The organism is Mycobacterium gordonae, from assembly GCF_001417955.2.
GTDB classification, from domain to species: domain Bacteria; phylum Actinomycetota; class Actinomycetes; order Mycobacteriales; family Mycobacteriaceae; genus Mycobacterium; species Mycobacterium gordonae_B.
The window spans coordinates 1-16725 of the sequence record NZ_LKTM01000320.1 but is presented as its reverse complement, the minus strand read 5'-3'; the positions used below and the strand labels follow the sequence as shown (position 1 = coordinate 16725).

Genomic DNA, 16725 nt, shown 5'->3' with positions numbered 1-16725 from the left:
CGTTACCGCCAGCTGCTCGGCAGCATCGGCGTAGTCGGGCCATCACCGAATTCGCTGTGGCTCAGCCTCGCCAAGCCGGCAGCCTCGGTCGCTGTATCCCGGCTGACTGTGCCGGCCAATCCGAACCGCTCAGCACCGTGATGTGACGCCGTCGAGACGACGCTGCCGGGCGGTTCGTCCCAGTCCGGGTCGACGTCGACGCCCATATCCATATACTCGTCGCCGGGTTGACGCTGGGTGGTGCGCGCGCGTTGCCGCGCCCGTGCCCGACGGCGTTCTGCGGCCCGGGCCTCATCCGCGGCCGGAGCTTGCTCCGGCTCGGACGCCTTTTTCCTGGCACTTGCGCCGGCGCTCGCCGCCATACCGGAACCGAATCCGAGACCAGGAGGTGCGACCGCATAGGGAGGCGCGAAGCCGGCTCCCGGCGCGGGCGGAGTGGGGGCCGCCGTGCCGACGGGTGCGGGACTGTTTGTCGGGGCAGGAGTGGGCGCCGGTGCACTCGTCGGTGCGGCACCCACAGCGGGTGGCGGGGCACTCATCCCGGCCGCGGGCCAGGCGCTGGGCGCAGCAGGCCCAGGCAGCGTGACTAGAGCGGAAGCCGATGGAGGTGCCGCGGTCAACCCGGCCAACCCGGCCAACCCCCCGGCCGACGCGGCCGGCACCAGCATTGCGCCGCCCGCCGCGGCCAGCAGTAGCGGGGATTGGCTGATTGCGGTGCCCAACTGCGCTATGTGAGTGGGCCAGTCGAAGATGGCGAGCGCCACCATGTACTGCAGCGCCTGCGCCGGGTTCTGCGACATCTGCATGGAGTCCCCGATCAGTTCGAGGCCTCGAGCGAGGTACCACATCGGTTGTGTGGCGTCGGCGTAGTACTCGTAATCGAGTCCGTTCAGCATTCCGGCGGCGGGGTCCCAGTACACGCCGAAGTACTCCAGAATGTCCGCGATGAACGAGGTGACGACGTTGGAGACCAACGGATTGCGAATCAGCGGGTTGATGCCGAAGCTGTTCAGGACCGGTTCGAGCGCGTTGAGCGCAACCCGCACCGGATCGAGCGATGCTGCGGGTTGAGCTTGCGCCGCCCCGGCAGAACGCAGGATTTGCGGGGCAGGGACCGCAAGTGGGGTCGACGCGACCGACGCGGCCGAATCGGCTTCGTAGACGGTCATCGTGGTCGCGGCCTGGATCCACATCCGGACGTAGTCGGCTTCATTGAGCGCGATCGGGATCGCGTTGATCCCGAAGAAGTTGGTCGTGACCAAGGCGGCATGCATCAAGTGGTTGGCGGCCAGTTCCGGCAGGGTCGGCATGGCGGCCAAGGCGGCCGAGTACGCCACCGCGACCATCTCGTGCTGCGCGGCGCGCGCGACGCTGTCCGCGCTGGCCTGCAGTAACCACGCCGCAAAAGGCGCGTGGGCCTCCGTCCATGCTGCGGCGCCGGAACCCTCCCACCAGCCCGGCCGCGTGGCCATCAGTTCACCGACCTCGTCAGCCGCGGCGGCGTATTCGGTGCTCAGGGACCGCCACGCCGCCGCGGCCGCCAATATAGGCCCTGGCCCCGGCCCCTGGCTCAACAGCGCGGAGTGCACCTCGGGTGGGAGGGCCATCCAGACAGCCGCCGTCATTCAGCCAGGCCTCCGAAGACTCGGTAAAAGTTTCGGACAGCCTAACTTTTAGATTCGTCCTGGCGATACCAGGGTGTGCGGTTTCTAGTGGGCGCTGATAGCCAGCAGGGCGATGTCGTCCTGCGGACCCAGCTTGGGGATCAGGGTGGCCAGTTCGTCGATGAGGCTTGAAGCATCCGGTCCGGCGTGCTCGGCGGCGAAGGCAGCGAGGCTGCCCTCATTGAACGGCTTCGCGCCGCGGCGGGCCTCGACGATGCCGTCGGTATAGAACAGCAGCGTCTGGCCCGGGTGCAGGATGACGTCACAGGTGTGGAACTTCGCGTCCGCTCGCAGCCCGACCAGGGTTCCCTCGTCGGAGCGCACCTCGGCCGCCGTGCCGCTCGTAGGGTCGAGCAACAGTGCCGGCGGGTGACCGCCGGTGGCGATGGTGATCGAGAAGCCCCGGTCGTCTGGGCGCCGCTGCAAGGTCCCGAACAGGACCGTACAGAAGCGCCGTGGATCCAGCTCACGCAGCAGCACCGCGTTGAGTTCCACCAGCCCGTCAATCGGGTCGCTGTAATGCAGAGCGGCAGACCGCAACGTATACCGGATCAGCGATGTCACCACCGCGGCGTCCACCCCGTGGCCTTCGACATCGCCGATGAAGAAGGCCCACCGGTCGTCGCCGAGGGCGAACACATCGTAGAAATCTCCGCCGACCCGGCGCGGGGACGCCGGGTGATAGTGGGCGGCCAGGGAAGCGCCCTCGACGGTCGGCAGCATCGGCGGCAGCAAGGTTTGCTGCAGCACCGCAGCGTATTCCTCCGTCAGGTCGCGGTCATACTCCGCGGTGTTGCGGTCGCGGATAGCGACATCGCGATCCTGCCGGGCGTCATCGCGCTCGCGCTGTGCAACGTCCCGCGCCTCCTGGGCCCGGTACCGCTGGAACCGGGCGTCGTCGCGGGCGTCTTCGGCGGCACTGCGCAGACCGCGTTCCATCCCGAGTGCGTCCAGCGACGCCAGCCGCAAGTCGAGTTGCTCCATCACGATCGCCGCCAGGTCCTGCAATACCGACAGCTTTTCGTCCGAGACCGTGCGGACATCGGTATCCATCACGGCGACCGTGCCGAGGCTGAATCCGTCGAAGGTCACGATGGGAGCGCACGCGTAAAACCTGACTCGGTGAGCGCGAACAAACCGGTTTTCGGCGGTGCGGGGATCAGAGGCCGCGTCGTGCACAACGTAAGGCACGCTGTTCGTCACAGCTGACGCGCACAACCCCTCCTCCCGCGGTATGTGCCCGACGGCCGGTGGGCCGTGCGTGGCGATGAGGAAGATGTCGTCCTCGGCGACGATTGACACCGCCGCCATTGGCATGCCGAGGGACCGGGCCGCTAATCCGGGTATCCGCGCCACCAGCCGATCTGGCGGCATGTCGAGCACGCGATAGCGCTGGAGCGCTTCTAAGCGCAGGTTCTCTGAAATGGTTCGTCACATTCCACACCGGAGGATCATCTGACGCCCCGATTGCCCGAGGGGGCATGCCAATCATATCCAATGCCCACCCCGGCAGCTGCCGGTCTCAGCGACCAGTCACCACCCACGGGCGTGGCTTGCGCACCGCTGCAATTCGACAACAAGTACCCTCGATTACGTGCAGCGACGAATTATGGGCATCGAGACTGAGTTCGGTGTCACCTGCACCTTTCACGGGCATCGCCGACTGTCTCCGGACGAGGTGGCCCGCTACCTTTTCCGGCGGGTGGTGTCGTGGGGTCGCAGCTCAAATGTTTTCCTGCGGAATGGCGCACGCTTGTATCTCGACGTGGGCAGCCACCCCGAGTACGCGACCGCCGAATGCGACAGCCTGGTCCAGCTGGTCACCCATGACCGCGCCGGGGAGTGGGTCCTCGAAGACCTGCTGATCGACGCCGAGCAGCGCCTCGCCGATGAGGGCATCGGCGGCGACATCTACCTGTTCAAGAACAACACCGACTCGGCGGGCAACTCCTACGGCTGCCACGAGAACTATCTGATCGTGCGGGCCGGCGAGTTCTCCCGCATCTCCGATGTGCTGTTGCCGTTCCTGGTCACCCGTCAGCTCATCTGCGGGGCGGGCAAGGTGTTGCAGACTCCCAAGGCCGCCACGTTCTGTTTGTCGCAACGCGCCGAACATATTTGGGAAGGCGTCTCGAGCGCTACCACCCGCAGCCGGCCGATCATCAACACCCGCGACGAGCCGCACGCCGACGCCGAGAAGTACCGACGGTTGCACGTCATCGTCGGCGACTCCAACATGTGCGAAACCACCACCATGCTCAAGGTGGGCACCGCGGCGCTGGTGCTCGAGATGATCGAAGCCGGGGTCGCATTCCGCGACTTCTCCCTGGACAACCCGATCCGCGCCATCCGCGAGGTCAGCCACGACACCACCGGTCGCAGACCGGTCCGCCTGGCCGGCGGTCGTCAGGCCAGCGCCCTGGACATCCAGCGCGAGTACTACAGCCGCGCCGTCGAGCATCTGCAGACCCGCGAACCCAACGCGCAGATCGAGCAGGTGGTCGACCTGTGGGGTCGCCAGCTCGACGCCGTCGAGAGCCAGGATTTCGCGAAGGTGGACACCGAGATCGACTGGGTGATCAAGCGCAAGCTGTTCCAGCGTTATCAGGACCGATACAACATGGAGCTCTCGGACGCCAAGATCGCTCAGTTGGACCTCGCGTACCACGACATCAAGCGGGGCCGCGGCGTGTTCGACCTGCTGCAGCGCAAGGGCCTGGCGGCCCGGGTGACCACCGACGAGGAAATCGCCGACGCCGTCGACCGTCCGCCGCAGACCACCCGTGCCAGGTTGCGTGGCGAGTTCATCAGCGCCGCGCAGGCTGCCGGGCGTGACTTCACCGTCGACTGGGTGCACCTCAAGCTCAACGACCAGGCGCAACGCACCGTGCTGTGCAAGGACCCGTTCCGGGCCGTCGACGAGCGGGTCAAGCGACTGATCGCGAGCATGTAGCCCTTAACCTGAACCAGATGCCAATCAACAAAGTCGAGCGACTGGTCAACCTGGTCATCGCCCTGCTGTCCACCCGGGGCTACATCACCGCCGACAAGATCAGGTCAAGCGTCGCGGGATACGCCGACAGCCCGTCGGCGGAGGCGTTTTCGCGGATGTTCGAACGCGACAAGAACGAGTTGCGTGACCTGGGCATCCCGCTGGAAGTCGGCAAGGTCTCCAACCTGAATCCCGCCGAGGGTTACCGCATCAACCGCGACGCCTACGCTTTACCGCCCGTCGACCTCACTCGGGAGGAGGCGGCCGCGGTCGCGGTAGCCACCCAACTGTGGAAGTCGCCCGAGTTGATCACGGCCACCCAGGGGGCGCTGCTCAAACTGCGTGCGGCCGGCGTGGATGTCGACCCCGTCGATACCGGGGCGTCGGTGTCGATCGCGTCGCCGACCGGCGTGCCGGGGTTGCGCGAATCCGAGGAGGTCCTCGGAATCCTGTTGTCCGCCATCAATTCTCGGCAGGCCGTACAGTTCCCGCATCGGCCGTCGCGCTCGGCGCCCTACGCCACGCGCACCGTCGAACCGTGGGGCGTCATCACCGACAAGGGACGCTGGTACCTGGTTGGCCATGACCGCGACCGCGACGCCACCCGGACCTTCCGGCTCTCCCGCATCGGCGCCGACGTAACACCAATCGGCGACCCCGGCGCGGTCACCGTCCCTGACGACGTCGACCTGCATCAGGTCGTCGCCGACGCGGTCGCCGAGGGGCCGACCGGAGCGCTGGCCACGGTGTGGGTTGCCGAGGGTCGTGCCACAGCACTACGCCGCGCGGGACGATCCATCGGGCCCCGGCAGTTGGCCGGCCGCGACGGTGAGGTGCTCGAACTGGACATCGGATTCAACGACCGGCTGGCCCGCGAGATCGCGGCCTACGGAGCCGACGCGATCGTGCTGGAGCCGGCGTCGTTGCGTGAGGACGTGCTGACCAGGCTGCGGGGAGCGGCAGGGGAGCGCTCGTGACACCCGTCTCCGACCGACTGGTCCGGCTGCTCAACATGGTTCCGTACCTGCAGGCCAACCCCCGGATCACCAAGGCCGAGGCGGCCGCTGAACTCGGCGTCTCCGAAGACCAGCTGCAAAAAGACCTCGAACAGCTCTGGATGTGCGGCCTGCCCGGCTACGACCCCGGCGATCTCATCGACTTCGAGTTCTCCGGTGACACGGTCAAGGTCACGTTCTCCGCCGGCATCGACCGGCCGCTCAAGCTGACGTCTCCGGAGGCCACCGGACTGCTCGTTGCGCTGCGGGCGTTGGCGGACATTCCCGGCGTGGTCGACCCGGAAGCGGCGCGCAGTGCGATCGCCAAGATCGCGGCGGCGGCCGGTGCCGCCGGGCACGACGACGCCGCGTCTGCCGTCGACGAACCGGCCCCGCTGGAGAGCCGAGCGATCGCGACCGTGCGGGCCGCCGTGCGCGGCAAGCGAGCCCTGACCATTGACTACTACGCCGCCTCGCACGATTCGCTCACCAGCCGCGTCGTCGACCCCATCCGCGTCCTGCTGGTCGGTGACCACAGCTACCTGGAGGCCTGGTCACGCGAGGCGGAGGGGGTCCGTCTTTTCCGCTTCGACCGGATCGTCGACGCCGCCGAACTGGGCGAGCCGGCCGCGCCCCCGGAACCGGTGCTGCAGTCGCCACCCGATACGTCGTTGTTCGACGGCGACCCCGCGCTGCCGGCGGCGACGTTGCGACTGGCCCCGTCGGCGTCGTGGATGTTCGAGTACTACCCGCTGCGGGATGCCGGGGAGCTGCCCGATGGATCGTGCGATGTCACCATGACCTACGCCTCCGAGGACTGGATGACCCGGCTGATTCTCGGTCTCGGTTCGGCCGTGCAGGTCCTGGCGCCGGAGTCGCTCGCGCAGCGGGTGCGCGCGGCCGCGGTAGCGGGCGTCGAGGCCTATCAAGCTGTGCAAAACAGCTCTGAACAGGCCTGACGGCGCGGGCCGAGCGGCGCGCGGCGCTGCAACCGTTCGCACGTCCCGGACAGGCCCTCGTGCTGCGGTAGCATCGGGTGAACGTCTGGAGGTAATCAAAGTGGGCAGTCTTCAACCGTGGCACTGGCTGATCCTCGCTGTCGTGGTGATCGTTCTGTTCGGTGCCAAGCGGCTTCCCGATGCGGCGCGCTCGCTGGGCAAGTCGCTGCGCATCTTCAAGTCCGAGGTCCGTGAGCTGCAGAGCGAGAACAAAACCGACTCCTCGATCGAGACCCCTGCTGCGGCCCCCACCCCGGTGCAGTCTCAGCGTGTCGAGCCGCCAGCCCCTGCCGAGCAGGGCCACACCGAGGCGCGGCCGGCGTAGTCCGTCCCCACTTCTGACCGAATGTCGTGAAAGGTCCCAGGGTTTCAGCGCGCGCTTTTGGTCCTCTCAAACGCCTCAACCCGCGCAATCGGCGCAGCCGGGTCAACCCTGACGGGACGATGTCGCTGGTCGACCATCTGACCGAACTGCGCACCCGGTTGTTGATTTCGATGGCCGCGATCGTGGTCACGACGGCGTTCGGCTTCATCTGGTACTCGCACCCGGTCTTCGGAATGGAGAGCCTGGGCGAGTGGCTGCGGCACCCCTACTGCGCGCTGCCGCAGTCGGCGCGGGCGAGTATCAGCGCGGACGGCCAGTGCCGGCTGCTGGCCACCGCGCCGTTCGACCAGTTCATGCTGCGGCTCAAGGTCGGGATGACGGCCGGGGTCGTCTTGGCGTGCCCGGTGTGGTTCTACGAATTGTGGGCGTTCATCACCCCCGGCCTCTACAAGAAGGAGCGCCGCTTCGCGGTGGCGTTCGTGATCCCGGCGGTTTTGCTGTTCGTCGCGGGCGCCGTCCTCGCCTACCTGGTGCTGGCCAAGGCTCTGGGCTTCTTGCTGACCGTCGGCAGCGACGTGCAGGTGACCGCGCTGTCGGGCGACCGGTACTTCGGCTTCCTGATCAATCTGCTGGTGGTGTTCGGAGTCAGCTTCGAATTTCCCTTGTTGATCGTGATGCTCAACGTCGCCGGCATGCTGACCTACGAGCGGCTCAAGGCCTGGCGCCGCGGGCTGATCTTCGCGATGTTCCTGTTCGCCGCGGTGTTCACGCCGGGGTCCGACCCGTTCTCGATGACCGCGCTCGGTCTGGCCCTGACCGTGCTGCTGGAATTCGCCATCCAGATCGCCCGGATACACGACAAGCGGAAGGCCAAGCGGGAAGCCGCCGCAATCCCCGATGACGAGGCATCGGTCATCGAACCACCTTCGCCGATACCGGCGCCGTCGGTGATCGGCGGAACGCATGACGACGTCACCTGAGATCGGCCTGCCCGAGCTGGCCCGGTTCGCGGCCGAGCTGGCGTTCCCCCTTGACGACTTCCAGCGGCGGGCCTGCGCCGCCCTGGAAGGCGGTCACGGGGTGCTGGTCTGCGCCCCGACCGGTGCGGGTAAGACGGTCGTCGGTGAATTCGCCGTGCACCTGGCGCTGGCGGGTGGCGGCAAATGTTTCTACACCACGCCGCTGAAGGCGTTGAGCAACCAGAAGCACACCGATCTGACGGTGCGTTACGGCAAGTACAAGATCGGGCTGCTGACCGGTGACCTGTCCGTCAATGCCGACGCCCCGGTGGTGGTCATGACCACCGAGGTGCTGCGTAACATGCTCTACGCGGATTCGGCTGCACTGCAAGGTCTTTCGCACGTGGTGATGGATGAGGTGCATTTCCTGGCCGACCGGATGCGCGGTCCGGTGTGGGAGGAAGTCATCCTGCACCTGCCCGAAGAGGTGCGTCTGGTCAGCCTGTCGGCGACGGTGAGCAACGCCGAGGAGTTCGGCGGCTGGATACAGACGGTGCGCGGCGACACCACGGTGGTTGTCGACGAGCACCGACCGGTGCCGTTGTGGCAACACGTCCTGGTCGGCAAGCGGATGTTCGACCTGTTCGACTATCGCTCCGACGGCGCCGCCAAGGACAAGCCGCACGTCAACCCCGAACTCCTGCGCCACATCGCAAACCGCCGTGAGGCCGACCGGATGTCGGACTGGCAGCCGCGCCGGCGCAATCCCGGACGCCCCGCCCGGCCGCGCTTCTACCGGCCGCCGGCGCGTCCGGACGTCATCGCAGCCCTGGACTCGGCCGGGTTGCTGCCTGCCATCACCTTCGTCTTCTCCCGGGCCGGCTGCGACGCCGCGGTGCAGCAGTGCCTGCGCTCGCCGCTGAAGCTGACCACCGAGCAGGAACGCGCGCAGATCGCCGAGGTCATCGAGCACCGCTGCGGAGATCTGGCCGATGCCGACCTGGCCGTGCTCGGCTACTACGAGTGGCGCGAGGGGTTGTTGCGCGGCATCGCCGCCCACCACGCCGGCATGCTGCCGGCCTTCCGGCACACCGTGGAGGAGCTCTTCACGGCCGGGTTGATCCGGGCGGTCTTCGCGACCGAAACGCTGGCGCTGGGCATCAACATGCCCGCCCGCACGGTCGTGCTGGAGAAGCTGGTCAAGTTCAATGGTGAGCAGCATGTGCCGCTGACCCCGGGGGAGTACACCCAGCTGACCGGGCGTGCCGGGCGCCGGGGAATCGACATCGAGGGCCACGCGGTCGTGCTGTGGCACCCGGACGTCGAGCCGTCGGAGGTCGCCGGCCTGGCATCGACCCGCACGTTCCCGCTCCGCAGCTCGTTCGCGCCGTCCTACAACATGACGATTAACCTGGTGCACCAGCTGGGCCCGGAACAGGCGCACCGGCTGCTCGAGCAGTCGTTCGCCCAGTATCAGGCGGACCGTTCCGTCGTCGGTCTGGTGCGCGGCATCGACCGCGGCAAAACGATGCTCGACGAGATCGCGGCCGAGTTGGGCGGGCATGAGGCTCCGGTCCTCGAATATGCCCGGTTGCGGGCACAGATCAGCGAGGTGGAACGGTCCCAGGCCCGCGCGTCCAGACTGCACCGACGGCAGGCGGCCAGTGATGCCCTGGCTGCCCTCAAGCGCGGTGACATCATCAACATCAACCACGGGCGGCGGGGTGGGCTGGCGGTGGTCCTGGAATCCGCACGCGACCGCGACGACCCGCGACCCCTGGTGCTGACCGAACATCGCTGGGCCGGCCGCATCTCGTCGGCCGACTATTCGGGTGCAACGCCCCCGGTCGGGTCGATGACGCTGCCCAAGCGGGTCGAACACCGCCAGCCGCGGGTGCGCCGTGACCTGGCCTCCGCGCTGCGCTCAGCGGTGGAGGGCCTGACGATTCCGGCAGGCCGGCGTCCGAAGGACGATTCCCATTACGACCCGGAGCTGACGTCGTTGCGCGAGCAGCTGCGCCGGCACCCTTCCCATAATTCCCCCGGTCTGGAGGAGCAGGTCCGCCAGGCCGAACGCTACCTGCGCATCGAACGCGACAACGCGCAGCTGCAGCGAAAGGTGGCCGCTGCCACCAACTCCCTGGCTCGCACCTTCGACCGGATCGTCGGACTGCTAACCGAACGCGAGTTCATCCAGGGGCCGCCGACGGACCCGCACGTCACCGATGACGGCCGGTTGCTGGCCCGGATCTACAGCGAGAGCGACCTTTTGGTGGCAGAGTGCCTGCGCACCGGCGCGTGGGCGGGGCTGAAACCCGCCGAGTTGGCCGCGGTGGTGTCGGCCGTGCTCTACGAGGCCCGCGGCGGTGACGGTCCGGGGGCGCCCTTCGGCACTGATGTGCCGACGCCGCGGCTGCGGCAGGCGCTCGGGCAGACCGCGCGGTTATCCGCGGCGTTACGCGCCGACGAGCAGACCCATCGGATCGGTCAAACCCGCGAACCCGACGACGGCTTCGTCCAGGTGATCTACCGCTGGGCGCGTAGCGGCGACCTGGCCGCGACGCTGGCGGCCGCCGATGCGTACGGGTCGGGATCTCCGCTGTCAGCAGGAGATTTCGTGCGCTGGTGCCGCCAGGTGCTCGACCTGCTGGACCAGGTGCGCAACGCGGCGCCCGACCCTGACGTGCGGTCGACGGCCAAGCGCGCTATCAATGACATTCGGCGCGGCGTCGTCGCAGTTGACGCCGGGTAGGCTAGGCCGGAGCTACGGTTACATCCGGAACGCGTACAGGGGCCACCAGGGGCCGATGGTGGCGAGGATAAATCAGACTGAGGAGCAACGATGAGTGGACCGCAGGGGCCAAACCAGTCATGGCAGCCGCCAGGGGGTTCCTCGGACCCGACCGTGGCGGGCTCGCCATGGCAGCAGCAGCCGGGGGGTCAGGACGCGACCTGGCATGCCCAGTCGTACCCCGCCGCCGAGTATCCCGGATACCAGCAGCCGGCTGATCCCGCATACCCGCAGCAGTCGCCGGGGTATGGCTCAGACCTCGGTTCGCAGGCGACCCAGTACGGCGCCACCCCGCAGTACGGTCAGCCGCAGCAGTACGGTCAGCCACAGCAGTACGGTCAGCCGCAGCAGTACGGTCAGCCACAGCAGTACGGACAGCCGGGCCAGTACCCGCAGCAGCCTTACGCTCAGGCGCCGCAGGGCAAGAAGCGTTCCAAAGCCTTCCTTGGCGCCGTGATCGGCGGCATCGCGCTGCTTTTCGTGATCGTCATCCTGGTGCTCGGTTTCGTCGTGCCCGGGTTCTTCGTCACCACCAAGCTCAACGTCAACAAGGCCAATACCGATGTGCAGTCGATTCTGACCGACGAGACCAACGGCTACGGCGCCAAGAACGTCAAGGATGTCAAGTGCAACGGCGGTTCGGATCCGGTCGTCAAGAAGGGCGGCACGTTCGACTGCACCGTGAGCATCGACGGCGCCAACAAGCACGTGACGGTGACCTTCCAGGACGACAAGGGCACGTACGAGGTCGGCAGGCCTCAGTAAGTCACAGGGCGTCGAGCGCTTTCTGCAGGCGAGAGATCGAGGATCCGACGCCGTACCGGTTGGCAAGGTCGGCGGTGCGCTTCGGGTCGGCCGCGTGCAGCGGCAGCTCGTCGGTAGGTGTGGAGATGGTGACCGGCGCGTCCGTGGCCACGCGCACCACCTTTTCAGCCGCCTCGATGTAGTCGGTCGCGGATTTCAACTTGGTGCGTAACCCCTTGGCCATCTTGGACTTTGGGTCTTCGGCCGCCGCCACGATCTGCTTTAGGGAGCCATGCTGGGCGAGCAGCGTGGCCGCGGTCTTCTCGCCGACGCCCGGCACGCCCGGCAGGCCGTCGGACGGATCACCGCGCAGCAACGCGAGTTCGGCGTAGGCCGGTCCGGCTCTGTCGACCGGGACCCCGTACTGTTCGGCGACCTGGGCGGGTCCGAACAAGGTGGCCTTGGACAGGCCGCGGCCCAGGTAGAGCACCTTCACGGGGACGGGTTCGTCGGCGACCACCTGCAGCAGATCGCGGTCTCCGCTGACCACCACCACCGGGTCGTTGCGTTCCTGGGCGGCCAGGGTTCCCAGCACGTCGTCCGCCTCGAAGCCCGGGGCGCCGGCCGTGGGGATTCCGAAGGCGTCCAGCAACTCCATGATCATGTCGACCTGTGGGGTGAGGTCGTCGGGAACTTCTTCCACGTCAGGTTCGCCGGCCGGTTCTTCTTCGGCGACGCGGTGCGCTTTGTAGGAGGGGATGAGGTCCACCCGGAACTGTGGGCGCCAGTCCAGGTCCAGGCACACGGCCAGCCTGCTCGGCTTGTGCTGGGTGATCACCACTGCCATGGAATCGATGAATCCGCGCACGGCGTTCACCGGTCTGCCGTCGGGAGCCTTGATGGATGAGGGCACGCCGAAGTACGAGCGAAACCACATGCTGGCGCCGTCCAGCAACAACAGGGGTGCGGGCATGCTGACAATCCTGCCAGGCCGTCCGGTTAGCCTGGCTGCCATGGACGCTGACCGATTCGAGGCCGAGGTGTACGCCCGACGGCTGGGTGCCGCAGCTTCGCTGGCGGCGCGGGCCGGCTTGGCCGGGCTGGTGATCACGCCGGGCTATGACCTGCGCTATCTGCTCGGGTCACGCGCGGAGACGTTCGAGCGGTTGACTGCCTTGGTGGTCCCTGCCGCCGGCGAGCCGACGGTGGTGCTGCCGCGGCTCGAGCTGGCGTCATTGAAGGATTCGGCGGCCTTCGAACTGGGTTTGAGCGTGCGGGACTGGGTCGACGGGGAAAACCCGTATGCGTTGGTTTCCGGTGCTCTGGGCGGGGCTGGCGCGGTTGCGGTGGCCGACGGGATGCCGGCCTTGCACCTGTTGCCGTTGGCTGCCGAGTTGGGTGTATTGCCCGTGCTCGCCACCGAAGTGTTGCGGGAGTTGCGGATGGTCAAGGAGACGGCCGAGATTGACGCGCTGCGGGCGGCCGGTGCCGCGATTGACCGCGTGCACGCGCGGGTGCCCTCGTTCTTGGTGCCGGGCCGGACCGAGGCCGAGGTCGCCGCTGATATCTCGGAAGCGATTGTCGCAGAAGGGCATTCGGAGGTGGCGTTTGTTATCGTCGGGTCAGGCCCGCACGGCGCCGATCCGCATCACGGTTATTCGGACCGTGTGCTGGCGCAGGGCGACATCGTCGTCGTCGACATCGGCGGTGTGTATGCGCCCGGTTATCACTCGGATTCGACCCGCACCTACAGCATTGGTGAGCCGGATTCTGCTGTTGCTCAACAATATTCGGTTCTGCAGCGGGCTCAGCGCGCCGCGTTCGAAATGGTCCGCCCAGGTGTGACGGCGTCGCAGGTCGATGCTGCGGCCCGCGACGTATTGGACGAGGCCGGCTTGGCGGAGTATTTCGTGCACCGCACCGGGCATGGCATCGGATTGGGTGTGCATGAGGAGCCCTACATCGTTGCCGGCAACGAACTGCCGCTGGCCGCGGGTATGGCGTTTTCCATCGAGCCGGGCATTTACTTTCCGGGGCGGTGGGGTGCTCGCATCGAGGACATCGTGGTGGTGACGCCGGACGGAGCGGTGTCGGTCAACAACCAGCCGCATGAGCTCGTCGTGGTGCCGGTCTCGTAGGCCTCAGCCGTCACACCTGCACCGGAATTCCGGGGCATGACTCCGGCTGAAAAGCGATATCGCATGCGATATCACGGACTTGTGACCTGTGCCTGAAGGAACCACGCGAGATGGTAATTGGCGGTCGCCCTGTCGCCGCCCACCAGGGCATCGATAGCAGCGAGTAGTTGCCAGTTGCCCACTTGGTGGGTGTCGACGTGGTCGGGATAACTGTCCAGGACGCACTTGCTTGTCGTTGCCAGATGCTCTCGCAGAAGGTCGATCTCGGAGTCCAGCACGCCGGTGCCGGCGGAGGTCGCTTTAGCGAGGGTGTGTGCCAATCGTGGTAAGCCGTCGCGCCACTGGGTGGCTTGGCTGAGTTCCCAGCCGAGGTCGGTGACGTCTGGGACGGACCGGGGTCGCGATGAGGTGGGGTTCGGTTCAAGGTCGTCGGGCAGGAGATGGACCGGGGTGTAGCTGGCGGTGACGGTGGCGTCGCCGAGTAGGGCTTCCAAGTTGCCGCGGCGCCGTGCCGGCGGTAGCAGGGTTACCGCCGACGGCAGGTCGATGCCGGGAGGGATCCATCCGCTGGCCAGATCGGTCACCAGCAGGGTCGTCTTATCGGCGCGGTCTCCGGCAGCCCAGGCCAGGCGAGGTTGTTGACGGGCGACGGCGTTGATCAAGCGCTGCAATCGTTTTCGCGCAGTGGCATCGGCCGAAGCAGTTCCGATCGCGGCTCCGGTTGCGGTGGCGGCGACGGCCTGGGTTCCTTGCGCTGAAGGGGGCAGCGGGGTACTTGTGGGGACGGATTGACGCACGACAGCCGGCTGGTTGGCGGAGGATTGGCCCGCAGAAGGCGTCACCGGCGCGGAAGATGGCGTGGCCGACGGGGGGAGCGGTGCGCTCGGTGGAGGCGGCGGGTTGATCGTTGTCGCGACGGGAGGCCGTAAATCGGAACCGTAGGTCGGCAACGGACCTACGGCCTGCGGCGTTACGGTCGGCGAAATTGGTTGTGGTGCAGCGACTATCGGAGTAGATGGCGCTTCAGCGGGCGGCGCGTGGTGTACCGGCGGCGGGGAATCGACTACTGGAACGTGCACCTGTGGATTCGCGACCGCGGACGGGATTGTCTGCGCGGCATGGGAAATCTGCGGTTCGGTCGATGTGATCGGGACAGACGGCGTTGCGTGCGCGGCTGCCGAGAATGGCGCGCCCGACTCCATGCCTTTGTTGAAGCTTTGGGCTAGTTCGGTGGGGGAGATGGTTGGGGTGGGGGGAGGTTCAGGCAATCGCGCCCAGAGGGCACTTGTCGTGGCGGCAGTTGGGTTGGACACAGATGGCGGCGGAGTCTGCGGCAATACACCTGCGCCCGAGTGGGACGCTAACGCAGGTGTTTGCGCTGGTGGAGGGGGCGCAGGGATTGTAGTGGTTCCGGCAGATCGGGGTGGGGCCAGAGGCGATTGAGATGGCGGGTGGTACTGCGCTGGGATGCCCAGTGCACTGCCGGGGTTGCTTCGATTTGCCTGCGGGGCCGGGGAGCAATCTGGCGGCGAGAAATTTCTGCCTGTGCCTAGGAATGAACCTGGTGTTTCGGCGGCGCCTTCTACCGCTCCTAGAGAGAGTTTTGAGCCTGGCACTGGCTTGGTGACTATCCCGGCCGCGGTACCTGGTTTAGACAACATCGCGCTTACCTGGTCCCGAAGAATGCTCCCGTCACGGGATTGTCGAAACATTTCACTAAGCTCTAAGCCTTGCGAAGATGTGAATTGACGTGCCGATTCACCTGTTTCGTCTGTGTCTAGGACCAGTTGAATTGCTTCTAGTATGTTTGCGGAGTATTTGGCTGAAAGCATGTTGGCGAGCGCACGAAATCGTTGTATGGCGGCCGTTATCTGAGTTGTCTTTATAGCCTCAGGCTCTCTTGAAGCTTCGATTCCCTGGATCTCACAATTGGCTTCCTCAACCAAAGCCGTCAGGTCGTGTCGCAGATTCAAAACACTGTTATAAGCGTCTGCGTACGATTTCTGCTTACGCCGATTTCTGTCGGCCACCCTCTTGGCATGTTGCTCACCCTGATGACAAAGGGTACGCAGATCTTCTACGGTGTGTCCCTGCTGCTCGGCTAGCGGTCCGATTTGGGCATTGCGCAACGCTTCCGAAAAGCGCAGAAAATTAGCCGCGATGTTGCTTCGGTTTGTTTGGGCGTCCGTGAGTGCGGCCAGATCAGCATCATCCGGCCATTGATCACCGATCAGAAGCCATGACCATTTACCCGGAGGAAAGCCGGTCACTTGCAGATTCCCTGGATCGCCAGAGTAGCGGCGTCTCCTTCTCGGAGTGACGAGTCGACCTCGGGACTGCCGCGCCCATTGAGATAATCAATAGCAAGACCTTGGAAAACATCAATCAACTTTTGGACTTGCGCAGCAAGGTCGGATGGGGTCGCTGGTTGCCTAGACAATGTTGTCTGAAGGAACAAGCTTCCGGCTGTCAGCGCCTGCTGGCCGGCTAGCGCCACGACGAGCTGCTGGTTAGGGTCAGTGCCTTGATCTCTTGCGAAATTATTCCGGACCGCTTGGTGCACGTTGTCGAAAGCAGCGCACACCTTCGACTTCGCGTCCGCGACCTCCTGACTTGAGTACGTCGGCGCCCGCGGAGGCTCACTCTTCGGCAGCGGCCGGAACCAGGCACCGATAGCGATGCCGATCGCCACGAAAGCAATCACAAGCGACACGATCGCGAGCCCGCGCGAGGGACGGCTACCTGCAGACGACGGGGCTGCCGCCCACGCTGGTGGCGCAGGCTGCGGGGGAGGCACATTCGACACGCGTGGATCGTAACGTTCCTGCGAAAATTCGCCAGTCAGGATTTGCTGATCGAACAAGCATCAGGGCCTATAAACTGCAGATAAATCCCAAGAAACCATCGATAGATATTTGCTGACGGCCCCGTCAGCGCCCCTCGTCATCGCGCTTGACGTCCGGCAGTGAAATCCGCCGCGTAGCAACCGGCTTGCCGTCAACATGCTTGGTCACCGCCGGCGCGGGCGGCGGAACAGTGATGCGTCCCTGCACCGGCGCCCCGTTTTTCACTGTCGGCCCCACGATGCGCTTGGTGTCAGGCTTGGCCTCACCGCTCGC

13 protein-coding genes and 1 pseudogene are annotated in these 16725 nt (G+C 66.2%); 8 read left to right on the top strand and 6 right to left on the bottom strand.

All coding sequences use genetic code 11. The features are described 5' to 3' along the window. Window positions 1–2: 2 nt before the first annotated feature. On the bottom strand, window positions 3–1625 hold the full coding sequence (locus AO501_RS21965; RefSeq protein WP_055579728.1) for a PPE family protein: 1623 nt from the start codon (window positions 1623–1625) through the stop codon (window positions 3–5). A gap of 84 nt (window positions 1626–1709) precedes the next feature. Then, the gene (locus AO501_RS21960) at window positions 1710–3038 is read right to left on the bottom strand and encodes a PP2C family protein-serine/threonine phosphatase (protein WP_055579755.1); all 1329 of its coding nucleotides are present in this window, start codon (window positions 3036–3038) and stop codon (window positions 1710–1712) included. Between the two features lie 220 nt (window positions 3039–3258). Between AO501_RS21960 and pafA the strand changes: the two genes are divergently transcribed. From pafA to AO501_RS21925, 7 genes are all read left to right on the top strand, one after another. Beyond that, window positions 3259–4617: a Pup--protein ligase gene (gene pafA / locus AO501_RS21955; protein WP_120793091.1), complete on the top strand. Its 1359-nt coding sequence runs from the start codon at window positions 3259–3261 to the stop codon at window positions 4615–4617. A 17-nt stretch (window positions 4618–4634) separates the two neighbouring features. Further along, window positions 4635–5633, top strand: coding sequence for a helix-turn-helix transcriptional regulator (locus AO501_RS21950; protein WP_055579726.1), 999 nt, complete (start codon window positions 4635–4637; stop codon window positions 5631–5633). Next, entirely contained in the window at window positions 5630–6610 is a 981-nt protein-coding gene (locus tag AO501_RS21945; RefSeq protein WP_055579725.1) for a helix-turn-helix transcriptional regulator, read from the top strand. The genes AO501_RS21950 and AO501_RS21945 overlap by 4 nt, the downstream gene beginning before the upstream one ends. Window positions 6611–6710: 100 nt before the next feature. Continuing rightward, a complete protein-coding gene (gene tatA / locus AO501_RS21940; protein ID WP_055579724.1) occupies window positions 6711–6974 on the top strand; it encodes a Sec-independent protein translocase subunit TatA in 264 nt (87 codons plus the stop codon). A 26-nt stretch (window positions 6975–7000) separates the two neighbouring features. Continuing rightward, window positions 7001–7954 (top strand): twin-arginine translocase subunit TatC, encoded by a 954-nt coding sequence (tatC, locus tag AO501_RS21935; RefSeq protein WP_156452729.1) that lies wholly within the window; start codon window positions 7001–7003, stop codon window positions 7952–7954. Next, a complete protein-coding gene (locus tag AO501_RS21930; RefSeq protein ID WP_055579722.1) occupies window positions 7938–10685 on the top strand; it encodes a DEAD/DEAH box helicase in 2748 nt (915 codons plus the stop codon). Before tatC ends, AO501_RS21930 begins: the two co-directional genes overlap by 17 nt. Window positions 10686–10775: 90 nt before the next feature. After that, window positions 10776–11489, top strand: coding sequence for a DUF4333 domain-containing protein (locus AO501_RS21925; protein WP_055579721.1), 714 nt, complete (start codon window positions 10776–10778; stop codon window positions 11487–11489). A gap of 1 nt (window position 11490) precedes the next feature. Here AO501_RS21925 and AO501_RS21920 read toward each other — a convergent pair whose 3' ends face one another. Beyond that, window positions 11491–12441, bottom strand: a complete 951-nt coding sequence (locus AO501_RS21920) for a 5'-3' exonuclease (protein WP_055579720.1) — start codon at window positions 12439–12441, stop codon at window positions 11491–11493. Between the two features lie 40 nt (window positions 12442–12481). Here AO501_RS21920 and AO501_RS21915 point away from each other — a divergent pair, with 40 nt between their 5' ends. After that, window positions 12482–13606 carry a M24 family metallopeptidase gene (locus tag AO501_RS21915; RefSeq protein ID WP_055579719.1) on the top strand — a complete coding sequence of 375 codons (1125 nt, stop codon included), beginning with the start codon at window positions 12482–12484 and terminating at the stop codon, window positions 13604–13606. Between the two features lie 71 nt (window positions 13607–13677). Here the strand turns inward: AO501_RS21915 and AO501_RS40310 are convergent, their stop codons facing one another. The 3 genes and pseudogenes from AO501_RS40310 to AO501_RS38360 form a co-directional block, all read right to left on the bottom strand. After that, entirely contained in the window at window positions 13678–14808 is a 1131-nt protein-coding gene (locus AO501_RS40310) for a DUF5632 domain-containing protein (RefSeq protein ID WP_269435185.1), read from the bottom strand. 1064 nt (window positions 14809–15872) lie between these two features. Beyond that, window positions 15873–16469 (bottom strand): hypothetical protein, encoded by a 597-nt coding sequence (locus tag AO501_RS21905; protein WP_156452727.1) that lies wholly within the window; start codon window positions 16467–16469, stop codon window positions 15873–15875. A gap of 67 nt (window positions 16470–16536) precedes the next feature. Beyond that, window positions 16537–16725: pseudogene (locus tag AO501_RS38360) on the bottom strand (hypothetical protein); the annotation flags it as partial.

Coding starts and splice junctions, on each gene's coding strand:
- AO501_RS21960 (WP_055579755.1), bottom strand. CDS start 3,038: ATGCCGCCAGATCGGCTGGTGGCGCGGATACCCGGATTAGCGGCCCGG.
- AO501_RS40310 (WP_269435185.1), bottom strand. CDS start 14,808: ATGGAGTCGGGCGCGCCATTCTCGGCAGCCGCGCACGCAACGCCGTCT.
- AO501_RS21965 (WP_055579728.1), bottom strand. CDS start 1,625: ATGACGGCGGCTGTCTGGATGGCCCTCCCACCCGAGGTGCACTCCGCG.
- AO501_RS21925 (WP_055579721.1), top strand. CDS start 10,776: ATGAGTGGACCGCAGGGGCCAAACCAGTCATGGCAGCCGCCAGGGGGT.
- AO501_RS21920 (WP_055579720.1), bottom strand. CDS start 12,441: ATGCCCGCACCCCTGTTGTTGCTGGACGGCGCCAGCATGTGGTTTCGC.
- AO501_RS21930 (WP_055579722.1), top strand. CDS start 7,938: ATGACGACGTCACCTGAGATCGGCCTGCCCGAGCTGGCCCGGTTCGCG.
- AO501_RS21950 (WP_055579726.1), top strand. CDS start 4,635: ATGCCAATCAACAAAGTCGAGCGACTGGTCAACCTGGTCATCGCCCTG.
- AO501_RS21915 (WP_055579719.1), top strand. CDS start 12,482: ATGGACGCTGACCGATTCGAGGCCGAGGTGTACGCCCGACGGCTGGGT.